This window comes from Halorubrum sp. Boch-26, from assembly GCF_029889805.1.
Classification (GTDB): domain Archaea; phylum Halobacteriota; class Halobacteria; order Halobacteriales; family Haloferacaceae; genus Halorubrum.
Window position 1 is genome coordinate 20,072 of sequence record NZ_JARANT010000019.1, and the last position, 16,630, is coordinate 36,701.

Annotated in this window: 12 protein-coding genes and 3 tRNA genes; 4 read left to right on the forward strand and 11 right to left on the reverse strand. The window is 67.5% G+C overall.

The window, feature by feature from the left end; translation table 11 throughout:
• Positions 1 to 147 precede the first annotated feature (147 nt).
• Genes OQF71_RS04595 through OQF71_RS04625 form a run of 7 tightly spaced genes read right to left on the reverse strand, consistent with a single transcriptional unit; the run spans position 148 to position 9,203 of the window.
• On the reverse strand, positions 148 to 984 hold the full coding sequence (locus OQF71_RS04595) for a hypothetical protein (RefSeq protein WP_280586099.1): 837 nt from the start codon (positions 982 to 984) through the stop codon (positions 148 to 150).
• Positions 985 to 1,028: 44 nt separating this feature from the next.
• Positions 1,029 to 1,448 carry a NusA-like transcription termination signal-binding factor gene (locus tag OQF71_RS04600; RefSeq protein ID WP_280586100.1) on the reverse strand — a complete coding sequence of 140 codons (420 nt, stop codon included), beginning with the start codon at positions 1,446 to 1,448 and terminating at the stop codon, positions 1,029 to 1,031.
• Positions 1,448 to 2,662, reverse strand: coding sequence for a DNA-directed RNA polymerase subunit A'' (gene rpoA2, locus OQF71_RS04605; RefSeq protein WP_280586101.1), 1,215 nt, complete (start codon positions 2,660 to 2,662; stop codon positions 1,448 to 1,450). The genes OQF71_RS04600 and rpoA2 overlap by 1 nt, the downstream gene beginning before the upstream one ends.
• On the reverse strand, positions 2,655 to 5,576 hold the full coding sequence (locus OQF71_RS04610; protein WP_280586115.1) for a DNA-directed RNA polymerase subunit A': 2,922 nt from the start codon (positions 5,574 to 5,576) through the stop codon (positions 2,655 to 2,657). The genes rpoA2 and OQF71_RS04610 overlap by 8 nt, the downstream gene beginning before the upstream one ends.
• Positions 5,577 to 5,582: 6 nt before the next feature.
• Complete coding sequence (gene rpoB / locus OQF71_RS04615; RefSeq protein WP_280586102.1) at positions 5,583 to 7,412, reverse strand: DNA-directed RNA polymerase subunit B; 1,830 nt, start codon at positions 7,410 to 7,412, stop codon at positions 5,583 to 5,585.
• A gap of 1 nt (position 7,413) precedes the next feature.
• Positions 7,414 to 8,979, reverse strand: a complete 1,566-nt coding sequence (locus OQF71_RS04620) for a DNA-directed RNA polymerase subunit B'' (RefSeq protein ID WP_280586103.1) — start codon at positions 8,977 to 8,979, stop codon at positions 7,414 to 7,416.
• Complete coding sequence (locus OQF71_RS04625) at positions 8,976 to 9,203, reverse strand: DNA-directed RNA polymerase subunit H (protein ID WP_280586104.1); 228 nt, start codon at positions 9,201 to 9,203, stop codon at positions 8,976 to 8,978. Before OQF71_RS04625 ends, OQF71_RS04620 begins: the two co-directional genes overlap by 4 nt.
• Positions 9,204 to 9,465: 262 nt before the next feature.
• Between OQF71_RS04625 and OQF71_RS04630 the strand changes: the two genes are divergently transcribed.
• Both OQF71_RS04630 and OQF71_RS04635 read left to right on the forward strand, forming a co-directional pair.
• Positions 9,466 to 9,538: transfer RNA gene (locus OQF71_RS04630), tRNA-Asp, on the forward strand.
• Between the two features lie 30 nt (positions 9,539 to 9,568).
• Positions 9,569 to 9,641, forward strand: a tRNA-Asp gene (locus OQF71_RS04635).
• A gap of 80 nt (positions 9,642 to 9,721) precedes the next feature.
• Here the strand turns inward: OQF71_RS04635 and OQF71_RS04640 are convergent.
• The 3 genes from OQF71_RS04640 to OQF71_RS04650 all read right to left on the reverse strand — a co-directional run bounded on the left by OQF71_RS04640 (position 9,722) and on the right by OQF71_RS04650 (position 12,836).
• The gene (locus OQF71_RS04640; RefSeq protein ID WP_280586105.1) at positions 9,722 to 10,726 is read right to left on the reverse strand and encodes a histone deacetylase; all 1,005 of its coding nucleotides are present in this window, start codon (positions 10,724 to 10,726) and stop codon (positions 9,722 to 9,724) included.
• Positions 10,727 to 11,158 (reverse strand): histone, encoded by a 432-nt coding sequence (locus OQF71_RS04645; protein ID WP_280586107.1) that lies wholly within the window; start codon positions 11,156 to 11,158, stop codon positions 10,727 to 10,729.
• A gap of 178 nt (positions 11,159 to 11,336) precedes the next feature.
• On the reverse strand, positions 11,337 to 12,836 hold the full coding sequence (locus tag OQF71_RS04650; protein WP_280586108.1) for a single-stranded DNA binding protein: 1,500 nt from the start codon (positions 12,834 to 12,836) through the stop codon (positions 11,337 to 11,339).
• 260 nt (positions 12,837 to 13,096) lie between these two features.
• Between OQF71_RS04650 and OQF71_RS04655 the strand changes: the two genes are divergently transcribed.
• Positions 13,097 to 13,169 (forward strand) — tRNA-Arg (locus OQF71_RS04655).
• A gap of 599 nt (positions 13,170 to 13,768) precedes the next feature.
• On the opposite strand, the gene OQF71_RS04660 is transcribed toward OQF71_RS04655, so the two are convergent.
• Positions 13,769 to 15,610, reverse strand: a complete 1,842-nt coding sequence (locus OQF71_RS04660; RefSeq protein ID WP_280586109.1) for a cation:proton antiporter — start codon at positions 15,608 to 15,610, stop codon at positions 13,769 to 13,771.
• Between the two features lie 467 nt (positions 15,611 to 16,077).
• Here OQF71_RS04660 and OQF71_RS04665 point away from each other — a divergent pair, with 467 nt between their 5' ends.
• Positions 16,078 to 16,416 (forward strand): hypothetical protein, encoded by a 339-nt coding sequence (locus tag OQF71_RS04665; protein WP_280586111.1) that lies wholly within the window; start codon positions 16,078 to 16,080, stop codon positions 16,414 to 16,416.
• Positions 16,417 to 16,630 lie beyond the last annotated feature (214 nt).

A 16,630-nucleotide genomic window follows, 5' to 3' on the forward strand; every position in this document is an offset into this window, starting at 1 on the left:
AAAACAACCGCCGCTCGTCCACGCTGAGGCGGTAAGCCGGTGCGAGCGGACGTTATTCGTCGCCCGCGATCGGTCGCTCACGTCCGGCTGCCGATCGCCGGCCGCTCACGTCTGACCGCCGATCGCCGGCCGCTCACGTCTGACCGCTCACTCGCTCGTCGCCTCGCGGGCGTCGGCGGCCCAGTCGGGCTCAGGGATCTCCGCCCCGGGGTCGCGGTAGTCGATGTCGACGTCGACAGTCGCCCCCCGCCCGTCGTGTTCGCCCGCCCACGACTGTTCGAGTCGCGGGACGACGCCGGCCTCGTACACGTACGCCGTCGCCGACGCGGTCTCGACGGTCTCGGGGATGTTCCGGTCGCCGTCGAACGCGTCGGCGGTGAACCGCGCCGTCCGCTCGCCGCGAACCTGGCCCTCCCCGTCGCTCGTCGGGTTCCAGCGGTTCAGCCCCTCGTACCGCGTCTCGCCGGTCTCCGTCTCACCCTCGACGCGGATCCCGGTCAGCGCCTCCTGCCGCATCGAGTCTTCGAGGTCGGCCGCGGAGCGATCCGCCGACTGGCGGTCGTACTGCGTCTCGCCGTCGGCCCGCCGTCGAAACAGCAGCTCGCCGTCGGCGACGTACAGCTCCGTGACGTCCGCCTCCGACGTCTCCGTTATCTCCTGTCGCACGTACTGCCGACCGTTCGCGATGTCGTACCCGGACTCGTAGGTCTGCGAGGGCAGCCACGGGGCCGGCTCCGCGCCGCCGTCGTGGCTCGTCTCCGCGGTCGAGAACAGCGTAAACCCCCCCGCGTCGACGAACGCGCCGGTGTGCGCCTCTGCGAGTGTACCAAGCGCGAGCCCGTCGCCGTCGCGCCAGTCGGCGTCGGCGAACGGGCGGTCTGGACCTCCGTTGAGCGGGCCGACGGAGCCCTCATCGCCGGAACAGCCGGCGATCCCGACCGCGGTTCCGGTCCCGAGACCCGCGAGGAAGCGTCTGCGGTTCATGGGTCGAAAAACGGAGTCACGGATAAAAGGACGCGGGTTCGCCTCTACGTCAGCTGCACGTCGTCGATGTCGTGGTGGCGCTTCGCCAGCGTCCGGGCCGTCTCGATGTTGGTGCCGTCGGCGCCGATGGCGACGCCGCGGTCCGGATCCGGCACCTCGACGTACGCGACCCGGTCGTTCTGCTCGGAGATCGTCACGGCGTTGACCGCCGCGGGCGCGAGCGCGCTCGCGACGAACGCCTCCGGCGTGTCCGCGTCCTCCACCAGCTCGACGGACTTGCCGAGCCGCCGCTCCGCCTCCTCGACTGTCTCGCCCGCCTGGCCGATCGCGGCGGCCATCTCGCCGGCCGGCACGAGAAACACGAGCCGATCGCCCTCCACGAGGCAGTCCTTCGGCGCGACCCCGGTCAGCTCGTCGAAGCGACCGATGTAGCGCCGCGCCTCGTCGGAGAGCTCGACGTACATCAGTCGTCGCCCACGACGCGCGACCCCATCCGGAGGTCGACGTCGCCGGTGCCGAGCGAGATCGGTTTGCCTGCGATGACGTTCTCGATGACGCCGTCGAGCTCGTCGTACTCGCCGTGGATCGCGGCGTCGAGCAGGTGATTGACCGTCACCTCGAACGCCGCGCGCGCGAGCACGGAGTCCTTCGACCCCGAGATACCGTGGCGACCGATCGACTCGATCTCGCCGTTGTTCGTCATGATGTCGGCCACGAGCATCAGGTGGCGGACGTTCACATCGTCGAGCCCCTGCTCTTCGAGCGTGTTCTTCGTCTCGTCGATGATCGTCTCGCGGGCGGCCTCGACGCCGAGGTTGCGGTAGATCTCGTGGATGTTGTTGCACGTCGTCCGCGAGGCGTCGACGCCCTCGATGTCGAGGGCGTCGCCGAACGCCGACCCCTCGGTGTAGAGGACGAACTCCTCGTCGCCGCCGATCTCTTCTTTCCGGATGACGACGCGTTCGATCTCCTCGATTCCCTTGAAGACTATCTCGCGGAGCCGCTCGACCAGCTGGAGCAGCTCGCGGTAGCTGGGTTCGCTCGGGCCGAACTCGACGACGGTCCCCGACTGTCGGGTGTCGACGCCGAGCGAGTCCTCGATGGTCTCGGCGATGATCTCGGCGACCTCCGAGGGGTCGGTGTGGGTCGGCCACCGCTCCAACAGCGTGTCGTCGTTCAGGTCGATCCGCACCAGCATGTCGGCGACGTTCGTCGACACGTCGCCGAGCGCGAGGATGCGCGTCGCCTCGATGGACCAGACGACCTCGTGGGCCTTCTCGCGGTCCGTCGCGTACTCGCCCTCGAGGTGGACGGTCATCATCGGCGTGTCCGGCGTCTTCCGGGCGTCCACCAGCTCGATGAGCCGGGGGAGCCCTTGGGTAACGTCGATTTCTGCGACGCCAGCGTAATGAAACGTATTCATTGTCATCTGTGTCCCGGGCTCACCGATCGATTGGGCAGAAACGGTGCCCACAGGGTCCAAGGGATCCACCCGCGTCTCGATGTAGCGATTCTCGACGCCCGTCGCGACCTCGGTGGCCTGCTCGACGGTGATATCACCCGTCTCCTCCGCCTTCGTTTCGAGGGCCTCGTACACCTCGCTCTTGAGGCGGCTGGGAAGCTCCGTCGCCTCCACGACCGCCTCCATGTCGTCGGTGACGTGCTCGTATTCAGTCATCCGACTCCACCCCCGAAGCCTTGTTCAGGCCGGGTCCGGCGTGCTCGGAGAGGTTCGTCGGCGGCGTGCGCTCGCCGAGGAACCGCTCCTTCTCGTCGTCGGACTCGAACTCCGAGTCGACGACGCGGTCGACGATGTCGTCGACGTCGATACCGTCGCCCTCGCCCGAGGACACCTTCACCGGCGAGGTGCCGTCCTCGCCGAACTCGAACTGGACGATCCGGCCCGAGGTGTCTCGCACCGTCCCGTCGTACTGCGCCTCCAGCTCGGAGAGCGCGTTGATGAGCCGGCGCTGCAGGTAGCCGGACTTGGAGGTTCGGACCGCCGTGTCGACGAGCCCCTCGCGGCCGCCCATCGCGTGGAAGAAGAACTCCTCGGGCGTGAGCCCGCCGCGATAGGAGTTCTCGACGAAGCCGCGCGCCTCCGCGGAGAGGTCGTTCTCCTTGTAGTGGGAGAGCGTCCGGTCCTCGTAGCCGCGGTTGATGCGCTCGCCCCGAACCGCCTGTTGGCCGACGGAGCCGGCCATCTGCGTCAGGTTCAGCATCGACCCACGCGCGCCGGAGCGAGCCATCACAACCGCCGGGTTGTCGTCGCCGAAGTGCTGGTCGGCGATCTCCCCGGCCGAGTCGCGGGCCTTTCCGAGCGTCTGCATGATCTTCATCTCCAGGGTCTCGTCGACGCCGCGGCCGGGTAGCGACTCCAGCTCCCCGGCATCGTACGTCGCGATCAGCTCTTGGACGCGGTCGTAGGCGCTCTCGATCGCGTCGTCGACCTGCTCTTCGGCCTCCGGCGGGATCGACTCGTCGTCGATCCCGATCGAGAACCCGAAGTGCATGATCGCGCGCATCGCCAGCGCCGCGATCTCGTTGATGAACACGCGCGAGCGCGTCTCACCGTACTCTTTGGTGAGGGTGTCGACGACCTCGCCGCCGAACGCGCCGACCGCGTCCTCATCGATCGTCCCCTCGATCAGCTGACCGTTCTCGATGATCACGTCGTCGCCGGTCGACGACGAGAAATGCAGCGTGAGGTCGTCGGGCAGTAGCTCGGAGAACAGCGTCCGCCCGGTCCAGTACTCGCGGCCGTCGTCGTCGACGCCGTCGGCGTCGGGCAACTCGTCCACCCGGGTCGCCCGGAGCAGGTCCAGCGCCTGCGTCTCGGTGAACTCGGGGTTCGAGTGCGTGAGCAGGTACGTCCCGGAGATGTGGTCCTGGATCGCGCCGATGATGTTCCCGCCGAACCGCGGCGAGAGGATCTGCTCTTGCACGCGCATGAGGACGCGCGCCTCGGCGCGGGCCTCCTCGTTCTGGAGCGCGTGCATGTTCATCTCGTCGCCGTCGAAGTCGGCGTTGTACGGCGGACAGACGACGGTGTTGAGCCGGAACGTCTTGTACGGCATCACCACGACCTCGTGAGCCATGATGGACATCCGGTGCAGCGAGGGCTGCCGGTTGAAGATCACGATGTCGCCGTCGACGAGGTGGCGGTTGACCTCCCAGTCGGCCTCGACCTTCTCGGCGAGCTCCTCGCAGTTCTTCTCGGTCACCTTCAGGCGACGCCCGTCCGGTCGTCGGACGTAGTTCGCGCCCGGGTGCGCCTCCGGCCCGTTCCGGACGTACTGACGCGCCTCCTCGACGTTACGTTCGGTGACGTTGAGGGTCTGGGTCATCTCCATGGCGACCCGGTCGGGGACGCCGACCTCGTTCAGGGAGAGCGTCGGGTCCGGGGAGATGACGGTCCGGGCGGAGAAGTTGACGCGCTTCCCCGACAGCGAGCCGCGGAAGCGACCCTCCTTCCCTTTCAGCCGCTGGCTGAGGGTCTTGAGCGGACGGCCGGAGCGGTGTCGCGCCGGCGGCGTCCCGCTGATCTCGTTGTCGACGAACGTGGTGACGTGGTACTGGAGCAGCTCCCAGAGGTCCTCGATGATCAGCTGCGGGGCGCCGGCCTCGCGGTTCTCCATGAACCGCTGGTTGATCCGGATGATGTCGACCAGCTTGTGCGTGAGGTCGTCCTCGGAGCGCTGGCCGTTGTCGAGCGTGATGGAGGGCCGCGTGGTCACCGGCGGGACGGGGAGAACCGTCAGGATCATCCACTCCGGACGGGAGTCCTGCGCGTCGATTCCGAGGACCTCGAGGTCCTCGTTCGGAATGTCCTCGAACCAGTCGCGGATGTCCGAGGGCATCAGCTTGTTCATGTCTTCTTCAGTGAGGTCGACGTCGAGCGCCTTCTCGATGGCGCGGCGGTCCTCCTTACGCGGGCGGAACTCCCCGGCCATGATATCGTTGACCCGGTCCACGGCGATGTCGGTCTTCTCGGCGAGCTCCTGCGGCGAGGTGCCCGGGTCGTCTTCCTCCTCGTCGGGCTGCATCGCGGCCGCGATGCGCTCGGAGTAATCGCCCGAGAGCACGTCCTGGACCTCGTAGTACGTTGTCGGCTTCTCGTGTTTGATGTCCGCCTGCGGCTCGCCGCAGAACGGACAGGTCTTCGCCTTCCGGGCCTGCCGGACGGCGGCCTTCAACACGTCGTGTTCGTCGTTGCCGAGCTCCTTCGCGCGCTCGTATCGGTCGCGGAACTCGTCGCGCTGCGCCTCGTCTAAGGCGAGCTTCCCACACTCGCGACACGTCGAGCGGAGCAGCCGCCGGATGAGCTTCGTGAACCCCACGTGGATGACGGGCGCGGCCAGTTCGATGTGGCCGAAGTGGCCGTTACAGGAGCCGGAGTGGGAGCCGCAGGTCCGACACTCTAAGCCGGGGTCGATGACGCCGAGCCGCGGGTCCATCAGCCCCATGTCGATCGGGTAGCCGTCGTCGTCGTACGTGTCGGCCGTGATCACCTTCGTCGCCGACATGTCCCGGTACGTCTCCGGGTCCATGAGGCCGAAGTCGATGCCGCCGAGCACTTTCGGTGTTTGCATTGACATTTAAATCGCGTCCTCCAGTTCGAGTCTCGGTCGGATGCCGAGGGCGATCATCTCGTCGAGGAGGAGCTTGAACGCGTAGCTCACCTCGAGCTCGTGGATGTCGTCTTCGTCGCCCGTGACGGGGTCGTACACGCGGCGCTGTTCGCGGTCCTCGACGGCGACGAGCCCCGTCTCAGCGGAGACGTGGACCGTCTCGGCGTCGGAGGACTCCAAGAGCCGTTCGTTGAGCACCATCGACGCGCCGTGGCCGATGATCGTGTCGCGCTCCATCTCCCCGACGCGCAGGCCGCCCTCGCGGGCCCGCCCCTCGGTCGGCTGGCGCGTGAGCACTTGTACCGGCCCGCGCGAGCGGGCGTGGAGCTTGTTCGACACCATGTGGTACAGCTTGTGGTAGAAGATCGTCCCGACGAAGATCTCCGCGTCGATCTTCTCGCCGGTGACGCCGGAGTACATGACCTCCTTGCCGGACGACTTGAAGCCGTGCTCCTCCAGGCCGCTCCGGAGCTCCTCCTCGTCTTCGCCCTGGAACGGCGTGCCGTCGACCCGCGAACCGCGCAGCGAGCCGACCTTCCCGCCGAGCATCTCCAGCACGTGACCGACCGTCATCCGCGACGGCAGCGCGTGCGGGTTCATCACGAGGTCGGGAACGACCCCCTCCTCGGTAAAGGGCATGTCCTCCTGCGGGGCGAGGTGGCCGACGACGCCCTTCTGGCCGTGTCGAGACGCGAACTTGTCGCCCAGCTCGGGCACGCGCTGGTCGCGCACCTTCACCTTCGAGAGCTTGGAGCCGTCCTCGCCCTCCATCAGCGTCACCGTGTCGACGACGCCGGACTCGCCAGAGCGCATCGTCACACTGGTCTCCCGGCGCTTCTGGGGAGAGAGCCCGCCCATGTCGTCGGGCTCTTCGAGGAAGCGCGGCGGACTGGTCTTGCCGAGCAGGACCGAGGACTCGTCGACCTTCGTCTCCGGGTTGACGAGACCGTCCTCGTCGAGGTGGGTGTACGCGTCCTCGCCGCGCGCGCCGCGAACATCTTGCTCGGGGATCTCGAAGCGGTCCTCTTGGCCGCCGGGGTACCGGCGCTCCTCGCCCTCGTAGGTCCGGAAGAAGTGCGAGCGGGTGAGCGCGCGGTCGACGGAGCCCTGGTTCATCACCAGGGCGTCCTCGATGTTGAAGCCCTCGTAGGACATCACGGCGACGACGAAGTTCTGCGCCGCCGGCCGCTTGTCGAAGCTGATCTGGTCGGACGTCTGCGTCTTCACCATCGCCAGCTGCGGGTAGTGCAGCAGGTGCTGACGCGTGTCCGGTCGGATCCGGTAGTTGGCGGAGGGGAGCCCGAGCGACTGCTTCATCATCCCCGCGCCCATCGTAATCCGGGGGCTCGCGTTGTGCTCGGGGTAGGGGATCATCCCCGCGCCGATACCGAACACGAGCTGCGGGTCGATCTCGAGGTGCGTGTGGTCCTCGGTCACATCCTCCTCGTCGACGGCGACGAGGATGTCCTCCTCCTCCTCGGCGTCGATGAACTCGACGTAGCCGCGGTCGATGAGGTCGTCGAACTCGATGTCGCCGCGTTCGAGCGCGTCGACTTCCTCGTCGCCCAAGAGGGGTTCGCCGTTCTCGACGACGATCAGCGGTCGGCGGGCGCGCCCCGCGTCCGCGTTGACGATCACTTCTTGGGTCCGGTCCTTGACCGAGACGTTCACCATGTCCGAGACGTCGCCTCGACGGCGCGCCTCGCGGATCTGTTCGGCGAGGGCCTCGGGGTCCGGATGGGTCCCGACGAGACTCCCGTTGACGTACACCTTCGCTTCGCGTTCTGCCTGAGCCATATTAGTCGTCCGCCGTCTGTCGATCGACGCCCTCGATGCCGGGGATCCCCTCGACACCCATCGACGCCAGTTCTCGTTTCAGCCCCTGTTCGTCCTCGACCGTCTGCGACAGCTCCATCGACTGCGCGAAGTTCTTCACGAGCCCGCAGTTCGGTCCCTCCGGGGTCTCGGAGGGACAGATGCGACCCCACTGGGTCGCGTGGAGGTCCCGCGCCTCGAAGTGCGGCTGCGACCGCGACAGCGGCGACCGCAGGCGTCGCAGGTGCGAGAGCACGCCCATGTAGTCCGTCCGGTCGACGAGCTGGGAGACGCCCGAGCGGCCGCCGACCCAGTTCCCCGTCGCGATCGGGTGTTCGAGCCGCTCTGTCAGCACGTCCGAGCGGACGACCGTGTTGACGGTGAGCTGCCGGTTCCGCATGTTCGCGCGCTCCAGCTGGTACTTCACGTCTCGCGCCAGCTTGTTCAGGGCGGTCCGGAACAGGTCGCGCATCAGGTCGCCGGAGACCTTCAGGCGCTTGTTGGCGTAGTGGTCCTTGTCGTCGGACTCGCGGCGGCTCAAGGCGAGTTCGAAGCACGCCTCGGCCATCCGACAGAGATAGTACGCCTTGTTGATGCGCACGTCCTCCTCCTCGACGCCCTCCTCGTGGAGGTGCGGAAGGAGGTAGCGGTCGATGACGTAGTTCGCCCGCTTGAGCTGGTAGTTCTTCCCTTGGCCGGAGGCGACGCGCTCGCCGAGGGTCTCGATGGCCCCCTCGGTCGTCTGCACCTCCGCCTCCTCTAAGTTCTCCAGCATGAACTTCACGATCTCGGGGTCGTCCGAGACGCGGTGGACGATCTCCTCGTCCGACTCCAGTCCGAGCGCGCGAACGAGCGTCACGAAGTCGATCGATCCCGAAACGGACGGGAACGACACTTCGAGCAGCCCTTCGCGGTTGCGCTCGCAGAGGACCAGCGCGCGGTAGCCGCGGCGCTGGGAGAACGTCTTGGCGACCTGGATCTCGTCGCCGTACTTCGAGTCGTACTCCGCGAGGATCTTGTTCGGCGCGAGGTCCTCCGAGGTCATCAGCACGCGCTCGGAGCCGTTGACGATGAAGTAGCCGCCGGGGTCGACGGGGTCCTCGCCGATGTCGATGAGCTCCTCGTCGGAGAAGCCGGCCATGTTACACTTGTTCGAGCCGACCATGATCGGCATCCGGCCGACCTTCGTCTCGGTCGTGTCGACGACCTGCTCGGGCTCGTCCTCGCCGCCGCGCACGATGGACATCTCCATGAACACGGGCGCCGAGTAGGTGATGTTCCGCAGGCGGGCCTCCTGTGGGTACAGCAGTTCCTCGGAGCCGTCGGCCTCGCGGACGCGCGGGGTCACCATCCGCACGTCGCCGAGCTCGACGTAGACGGGCTCTTGACCCTCCTTGTCGCCGATGTCGGTCTCGATCGTCTCTTTCTCGTCGACGACCTCCTGCATACCGCGGTCCAAGAAGTTGTTGAACGATCGGAAGTGATGCTCGGCGAGCCGTTCGTCTGAGAAGTACTCGCGTGACACCACGCGTCGGTCTTGCCTGTTCATGAGACGACTAGTCGGTACACGACGGCTTCCTCCGTCGTGCGGGAGTTTCGAACGATCTTCACCACGTCGCCGACCTCGGCCTCGTCGGGGAGCGCGGGATCCGTGCGTTTGATCTTCGGTAGGTTCGTCCGCTTCACGTCGTACTCGGCCAGAACCTCGTCGATCTCGTCGGAGTCGAGCAAGACGTGGTCCGGGACGAGTTCGTGTTGGCTTACGTCTACCATGGATGGTGGTTATTGAAAGAAGCTATCACGAGATACTACAGATCGCTATATGCGCCAACGCAATAAGACTTGCCAACCGACTCCGCCGTGCGCGGCTCACGACGACGGGGCGTGCGATACTCTCACTCATGCGGTTATGCTACAAAAGAGTACCGCCGCGATCGACGGCGACCCCGACCGTCTCTCCCCTGTCACCCGTCCCCACCGTCGCCGGCGATGACAAGCCTTATTTGCCAGACAGGGGTACGAATGACTGCGACAAGCCCGGATGGTGTAGTGGCCCATCATACGACCCTGTCACGGTCGTGACGCGGGTTCAAATCCCGCTCCGGGCGTCCCCTTGTTCGGGGTTTCTGTCGCTGTTTGCCCGGATGGTGTAGTGGCCCATCATACGACCCTGTCACGGTCGTGACGCGGGTTCAAATCCCGCTCCGGGCGTTTCTGTCCCCGCCGACCGGAGAGCGACCCGCTTGTCGAGTTCGGTGCGTCTCTCGCTCGCCGAACGGTCGTCTCGTCGTCTACAGGTCGAGTAGTTCCCGCAACTCCGCCACCAGCGACTCCGTCTTCGCGTCCGGCTCCTCGTCGTCGGTCACCGGCGTCCGACCGTCGTACGTCTCGTGGACCATCGAGACGCCCTCGGCGAGGGTGTCGAGCCCGTACCCGCCCTCCAGCACGTAGGCCTCGGCCGCACCAACGTCGTCGGCGACCGACCGGATCTGGTCGGTCATCATCGCGTACCCCTCCGAGGAGACGCGCATCCGGGAGATCGGGTCGTGACGGTGGGCGTCGAACCCGGCCGAGACGATCAGCAGGTCGGGGTCGAACCGATCGATGGCCGGCGCGATCGCCTCGTCGATGGCGTACCGGTAGTCGCCGTCGCCGGCGCCGGCGGCGAGCGGGAGGTTCACTGTGGACCCCTCACCGGCGTCGCGGCCGATCTCTTCGAGGTCGCCGGTGTCCGGGTAGAGCCCGTCCTCGTGGATCGACGAGTAGAGCACGTCGTCCCGGTCGTAGAACACGTCTTGGGTGCCGTTCCCGTGGTGGACGTCCCAATCAAAAATCGCGACCCGATCCGCGGCGCCCTCGTCGAGGACGGTCTGGGCCGCGACGGCGGCGTTGTTGAAAAAACAGAACCCCATCGCGTCGTCGGGGACCGCGTGGTGACCCGGTGGGCGGCCGAGCGAGAACGGAGTGTCTCGGCCGTCGGCCCCGTCGAGCGCCGACCGGGCCGCCCACTGGGCGAGGCCGGCCGAAGTGAGCGCGGCGTCCCACGTCCCCTCGCTCGCGACGGTGTCGGGGTCCCAACTCCCCCCGCCTCCATCGACGAACGCCTCCAGTTCGTCGACGTACTCCGCGCCGTGGACCGCGACGACCTCCTCGCGGGTCGCGGGGTCCGCCTCCGCGTACTCGACGCCGTGCCGCTTCGCCAGCCCGCGGCGGATCGCCCGCAGTCGGTCCGGATTTTCCGGATGCCGTTCGCCGGTGTCGTGTTCGAGACACCGTTCGCTGTAGCCGAACTTCATCTACCCGAACAGCGCGAAGTACGTCTCGATGTCCTCGGCCTGTACGGTCCGTCTGTCGGCGTGACGCGCAAGGGTCGCGGCCGCGCTCGCGACGTTGTCGGCGTAGTCCTCTAAGATGTCGGCCAACGCGATCCGCGCGTCGACGCCGACTCGGTATCGGTCGTCGATCCGGAGCCGCGCGATCCGGTCGATGGGCGCGACGGGCAGGGTGAGCTCCTCGCGGGCGATCACCTGCTCGACGTCGAAGTCAGACGCCATCAGCGTCTTCCGTCCGTCCTCGGTTGCTCGCTCGGCCGCGTCGATCGCGAGCTCCGCGCCGTGCGACTGGATGCGGCGCGCCAGCTCCTCCGCGGCGTCGGCGCTGACGCGGAGTTCTCCGGCGTTCCGCCGGATGATCCCGTCGACCGGCGCGAACGGCAACTCGACACTCATACACACAGTCGCGTCCGTGTGCCGTATAACGCTTTCCGTTACTGCCGTCTCCGCGCCCGAGCACTGGCGTCGCGGCTACTCGATGCGTCGCTGGTCGACTCCGGTATCCCGCGTCACGCGACGGCTCGCCGTCCGCCGTCGAAGGTGTCTCCGGCGAGCCGGCGGGCGCCTGCGGCGACTAGAACACGTCTTCCGCGTGGATCGTCCCGTCGCGCTCCGCGCCTCGAACGGTGATCTCCTCGCCGAGTCGGAGGCTCGCGTCCGTCTCGATGCTCTTCGTCTGCTGGCCGTCGTCCAACACAACTGGATCGCCGGTCTGGACGACGGTCCCCGTGAACTCGATGTCCTCGGCCGACTGCTCCGCGGTCGCGGCTGCGGCGCCGCCGGCCCCCACGCTCTCGCTGCCGCCTCCTTCTCCGCCGGTTTCGCCGGCGACGGCCTCGGTGGCCGCCTTCTGTTCGTCCCCGGCGAAGGCGCCGAGCCCGGTGTTACCCGCGCTGTGTTCGTCACCACCGCCGCCGTTCTCGCCGGCTCTCGACCCGTCGTCCGCAGCGCCGCCCGCCGCGTCGCTCCCCTCGTCGAGGACGGTGACCGTCGAGCGCCAGTTCGCGGACGCCTCCAGATCGTCCTGCCAGCCGTCTTGGATCTCCACGTCGGTGAAGACGACGCGGTCCGCCAGATCGATCTCGCGGTCGGCCTTGTCGCCCCACAGCGCGACGCGAATCTCGCCGGTCTCGTCTTTGATCCGGACGTTTCGAACCTGTCCCTCGCTGCCGTCGTCGCGGTCGAACGTGCGCTTCGGGTCAGTCTCGATGACCCCGCCGCCGATATCGACGGTCTCGCCGATCTCCAAGCCGTCGATGTCCGTCGTCTCCGGGACGTACTCGACGTCGTCGTCGACGCGTTCGACGGTGCCGCGGTCGCCGACGTGGAGCTCTAAGTCGCCGTCGCGCTCGCGGACGTAGCCGTCGCCGACCTCGACGACCTCGCCGGCCTCGAACTCCTCGGCGAGGTCGGCCTTGCCGTCCCACAGTGTGACGCGCACGCGTCCCGTCCCGTCGCCGACGGTGAGGTTGGCCACGCGCCCCTCGCTGCCGTCGTCGCGGTCGAACGTTCGGATCGAGTCCGTGTCGAGCACCTGTCCGACGAGATCGACGTCGGAGGCGCCGAGCGAGAGGTCCTCGACGCGGTAGGTGTCGAGCACCTGCACGTCGACCTCCGCGTCCTCGTCGGGCTCGACCTTGTTGGCGCTGACTTCGAGGCCGCTGTACCCCTCCTTCGGGCGGCCCATGACCCGGAGCACCTGTCCGACCTCCAGCTGCTCTTCGGCCGCCGCGGCCATCTCGTCCCAGAGGGCGACCCGCACGGAGCCGGACGCGTCCGCGACGTCGACGTTGCAGACGCGCCCCTCCTCGGACTCCTCGTCGTCCCGCTCGAAGGTCCGGATCTCGCCGATGGAGGTCACCTTCCCGAGGAACTTCACGTCGTTCATCCCGGGCTCGATGTCGGCGATCGTGTCGGCCTCCTCGTCGCGCAGCTCGTGGGCGATCAGCATCGCGGCCGTCTCCTCGTCCGCGAGCCCGCCCATCTGATCGACTTTATCCTCGACGGCCGCCTCGAACTCCTCGAACTCGACGTCGGTGTCGAGGTTCCCGTAGACGTCCTCTATCACTCCCATACGCGTACCTCCTCGGTTGTCGAGTCCGCGGATAAGCGTTGTCCTTGCCGGGGTCTCGCGGCCGAACGTGCGCCCGCCGCCGGTCGGGTCCGCGGCGTCGCCGTCGCGGATCGGGATTCCGTCATACGGGTCCATCGGTCCCCTCGATACAAAAGGTGTGCAATCCGTGCGCGCTCGCCGCCCCGCGTCGTATGCGACCTTCCGCCACGCGGCCCGTGGACCGTAACCGTCTTAAGTTCTACCGCGGTACGTTTGATTGAGTCCTGGTAGGGTAGTGGACTATCCTCTTGGCTTGCGGAGCCAGGGACCGGAGTTCAAATCTCCGTCAGGACGCTCACTTTGCGGCTGCCTCACTTCGTTCGGCAGCCGCGGCGTTCGGTCCTGACGTGCCCTGCGCTCGGTTCCCTCGCGCAGGACTCCGTCAGGGCGTTTTCGGACACACCGAACGGCGAGCATCGCGAGCCGTACGTGGGTCCTGCGCTGCACGCTCCATTCGTTCGCGATTGAGAAGGAGCGGTGGCGCGTGCCTTCGAGTGACCGACAGGCCACGAGGAGCGCGCGCGAGGGAGTCGCTGGTGGCTGCCGCCGCCAGCGACAGGACGAGAGCGAGGCTCTCGCTTACAACCGGCGCGTAGCGCCGGTGACGAGGCCGGGGAGGTCTGCGGCGCGGTCGCCGTGCGGTCGGGTGGGACTCAAAGGGGCAGCCGAGAGGCGGGCGCCGGCGATACAAGCACCGCAACGAGGGAGCGAACGCAGCGAGCGACTGAGTGAGGAACGCAGCGAGCGACTGAGTGAGGAACGCAACGAGCGTGCGCCCGCCTCCCGGCTGGGGCTTTGGAGGTGTTCACCGCCGATCTCCGATCAGATATTCATAAACAGCCGACCACCGCTTCACGGGAAGACTTCCGTATCGCGGTCGGCCGATCGAACCATTAGTCGTGCGGGTGGAACCGCTCCATCGCGCGCCTGACCGCGTCCGAGTCGCCGATGAAGGTGACGTGGTCGCCGTACTCCAGCACGCTGTCCGCCGACGGCACGTGGTTCTCGCCGTCGCGGCTGACGACGGCGACGAAGGTGCCGTCGGGGATCTGCGCGTTGAGGTCGCGGATCGTCTTCCCGGCGAGGTTCGTCGCGGTCACCTCGACCTCTTGGACGTCGTGGCTGTCGCCCAGTTCGGTCATCCAGTGGGTGATCGCCGGCCGCTCGATCTCGTCGTCGATGGCCACCGCGGTCGCCGTCGGCGAGTCGATCGCCTTCACGCCGATGCTGTCGAAGGCCTCGACGTTGTCCGGCTCGTTCACCCGTGAGTACACCGATTCGACGTCGAACTTCGTGATCGCGAGCTGGCACGCGAGCAGGTTGATGTCGTCGTCGCCGGTCACCGTGATCACGCGTTTGGCCTTCTCGATACCCGCGCCGCGCAGCGTCTCCGTGTCACTACCGTCGCCCTCGTACACGGTGAAACCCTGCGAGCGCGCCCGCTCGATCTCTTCGTCGTCGATCTCGACGATGACGACGTACTCGCCCCGCCGCTCCAGTCGTGTGGCGAGCGCCCGGCCGACCCGACCGCCGCCGATGATTATCGTGCGCATTGGTGACACTCCGAGAACGTCGCCGATCTGTCGCGCCAGCCCGGCCTCGATCGCGACCGTCGCGAAGATGACGGCGAACACCGTCCCGACCAGCAGTTCGCCCTGCTGTATGTTCCCCGCCAGTTCCAGTTCGATCGCGAACAGCGTGGCCACGCTCGCCGGGATAATTCCCCGCGGTCCCACGCCGGCGATGAACAGCCGTTCCGGCCACGTGAACCGCTCGATGCCGGCGGTAGCGATGATCGCTCCCAGCGGTCTGAGCACGAGCATGATCACGAGTACGAGGCCGATCGCACCGAGGCCGAGCGCTGCGATCGCCTCCACGTTGATCAGCGCGGCCAGCGAGATGAACACGAACGAGAGCACGACGAGCGTCGTGTTCTCTGCGAACCGTTCGATCTCCTCTCTGTTGTTGATGTCGAGGTTGCCGAGAAGGATGCCGCTCGTCGCCGCCGCTGCGATGCCCGCCTCGGCGGCGACGACCTCGGCGGCCGCGAACGCGCCGACCGCCGCCGCCAACACGAGGAACTGAGACGCCTGCACGTCGCGTTCGGGGACCAGATCGCTGTCCAACAGGAAATAGATCACCACGGTCGCGAGCATCCCCGCGAGCACCCCGACGCCGAGTCGCTCGACGAACGAGAGGAGGGTCGCCGGAATCCCGAGGTCGTCGAGCAGCAGCGTCTCGAAGATCACCACGGCGACGATCGCGGCCGTCACGTCGTTGATGATCCCCTCGGTCTCCAGCGCGGTCGCGACGTGGTCCCTGACGCGGACGACGTTGAGTATCGGCGTGATCACGGTCGGACCGGTCGCCACGAGCAGCGCCCCGATCAGCAGCGCGATCTCCCAGTCGGCGCCCTCGAAGAACCGAACCGCGGCCGCCGTCCCGAGGAACATCACGAGTGCGCTGACCGTCACCAGTCGGAGCGACACCGTCGACGCACCGCGGATCCGCTCGATCCGCAGGGCGAACGCGCCCTCGAAGACGATGATGGCGACGCTGATCCCGACGATGATCTCGAGCCCGTTCCCGAACGTTTCGAGCGTCACGAGCCCCAACACCTCCGGTCCCATCAGGACTCCGATGAGGAGATAGAAGATGACACTCGGTACCTTCAGGCGGTGAGCGACCAGTTGGACGACGAGTCCCGACACGAGGATCGCCGCGATGACCGGCAACAGGCTGGACACGTCTACCGTTTGTACGAGGGCTCCCTCCCTTAGTGTACTGGTCCGCGGACCCGATTCGCGGGTCGCTTCAGTGGGTGATAACTAACAAAAATATTTCCGGAGCGACGAATCACGCCATTGATCCGCACACACGGACAATTATTAACTCGGTTCCTCCTCTGCGTAAGCATACGCCCGAGCGGACTCCCCCCGCCGGGCACTCCCCCCATGACCGTCCGCGACCCCATTCCGACGTTCGCCCCCCTACGGAGCGTCAAGAAGCGGGTCCGCGGACCGGTCGTCGCTCGTCTCGACGCCGTCGCCGCGTGACCCCGACGCGGGGACGGTCGGCCGCCGCCCCTCGAGGCGCGCGGCGCTTTCTCTCCGCCTCCCACCGCTTCAGTCGTTTCACCGCAGATCCGGTAGCTCAAGCGGCAGCGACTCGGGGCGAGGAATCGACTTCCTCTCGGGTCCGTATGGCAGCCCCACCCTGCCACCGCGCGACCGACATCGCGCTCCGGGTGGCGGTCCCCCGCGACGCCGCGGGCGCCCACCACGCCGGCGTCCGATCGAAGTTCGACGGTCGCGACGACGTGGACGTCCTCGACGTCGATGTCGTCGACCTCCGTCCCCGCCTCAACGACCTCCCGGTCGCGGGCGACGTCTCCGTCCCCGCCTCAACGACCTCCCGGTCGCGGGCGATGTCTCCGTCCGGCTCGCGCCGGACGCCGACCGGATGCGACACGGTCTCCGACCGACGAACAGCCACTGACCGCGGCGCGAGGTCCTCGCGCCATCCACCCGCCTCGTCATGACACGAGACCGATTCCCTTCCAGACGCACCGTACACCCCGACCCGTACGCGGGTCCCGACCCGTCAGCCCCCCTGCCGTCGCCGCGCGTGATGGCCGCCTTCGCGGCGTTGCCCGTCGCGGTCGTCGCGGTCGCCTCCTTCCCGGTCGCGGCCGCGGTCGCGTCGGCCCTCGCCGTCGGCGTCGTCGCCGGCGCGGTGATCGGGCGCCGGTACCC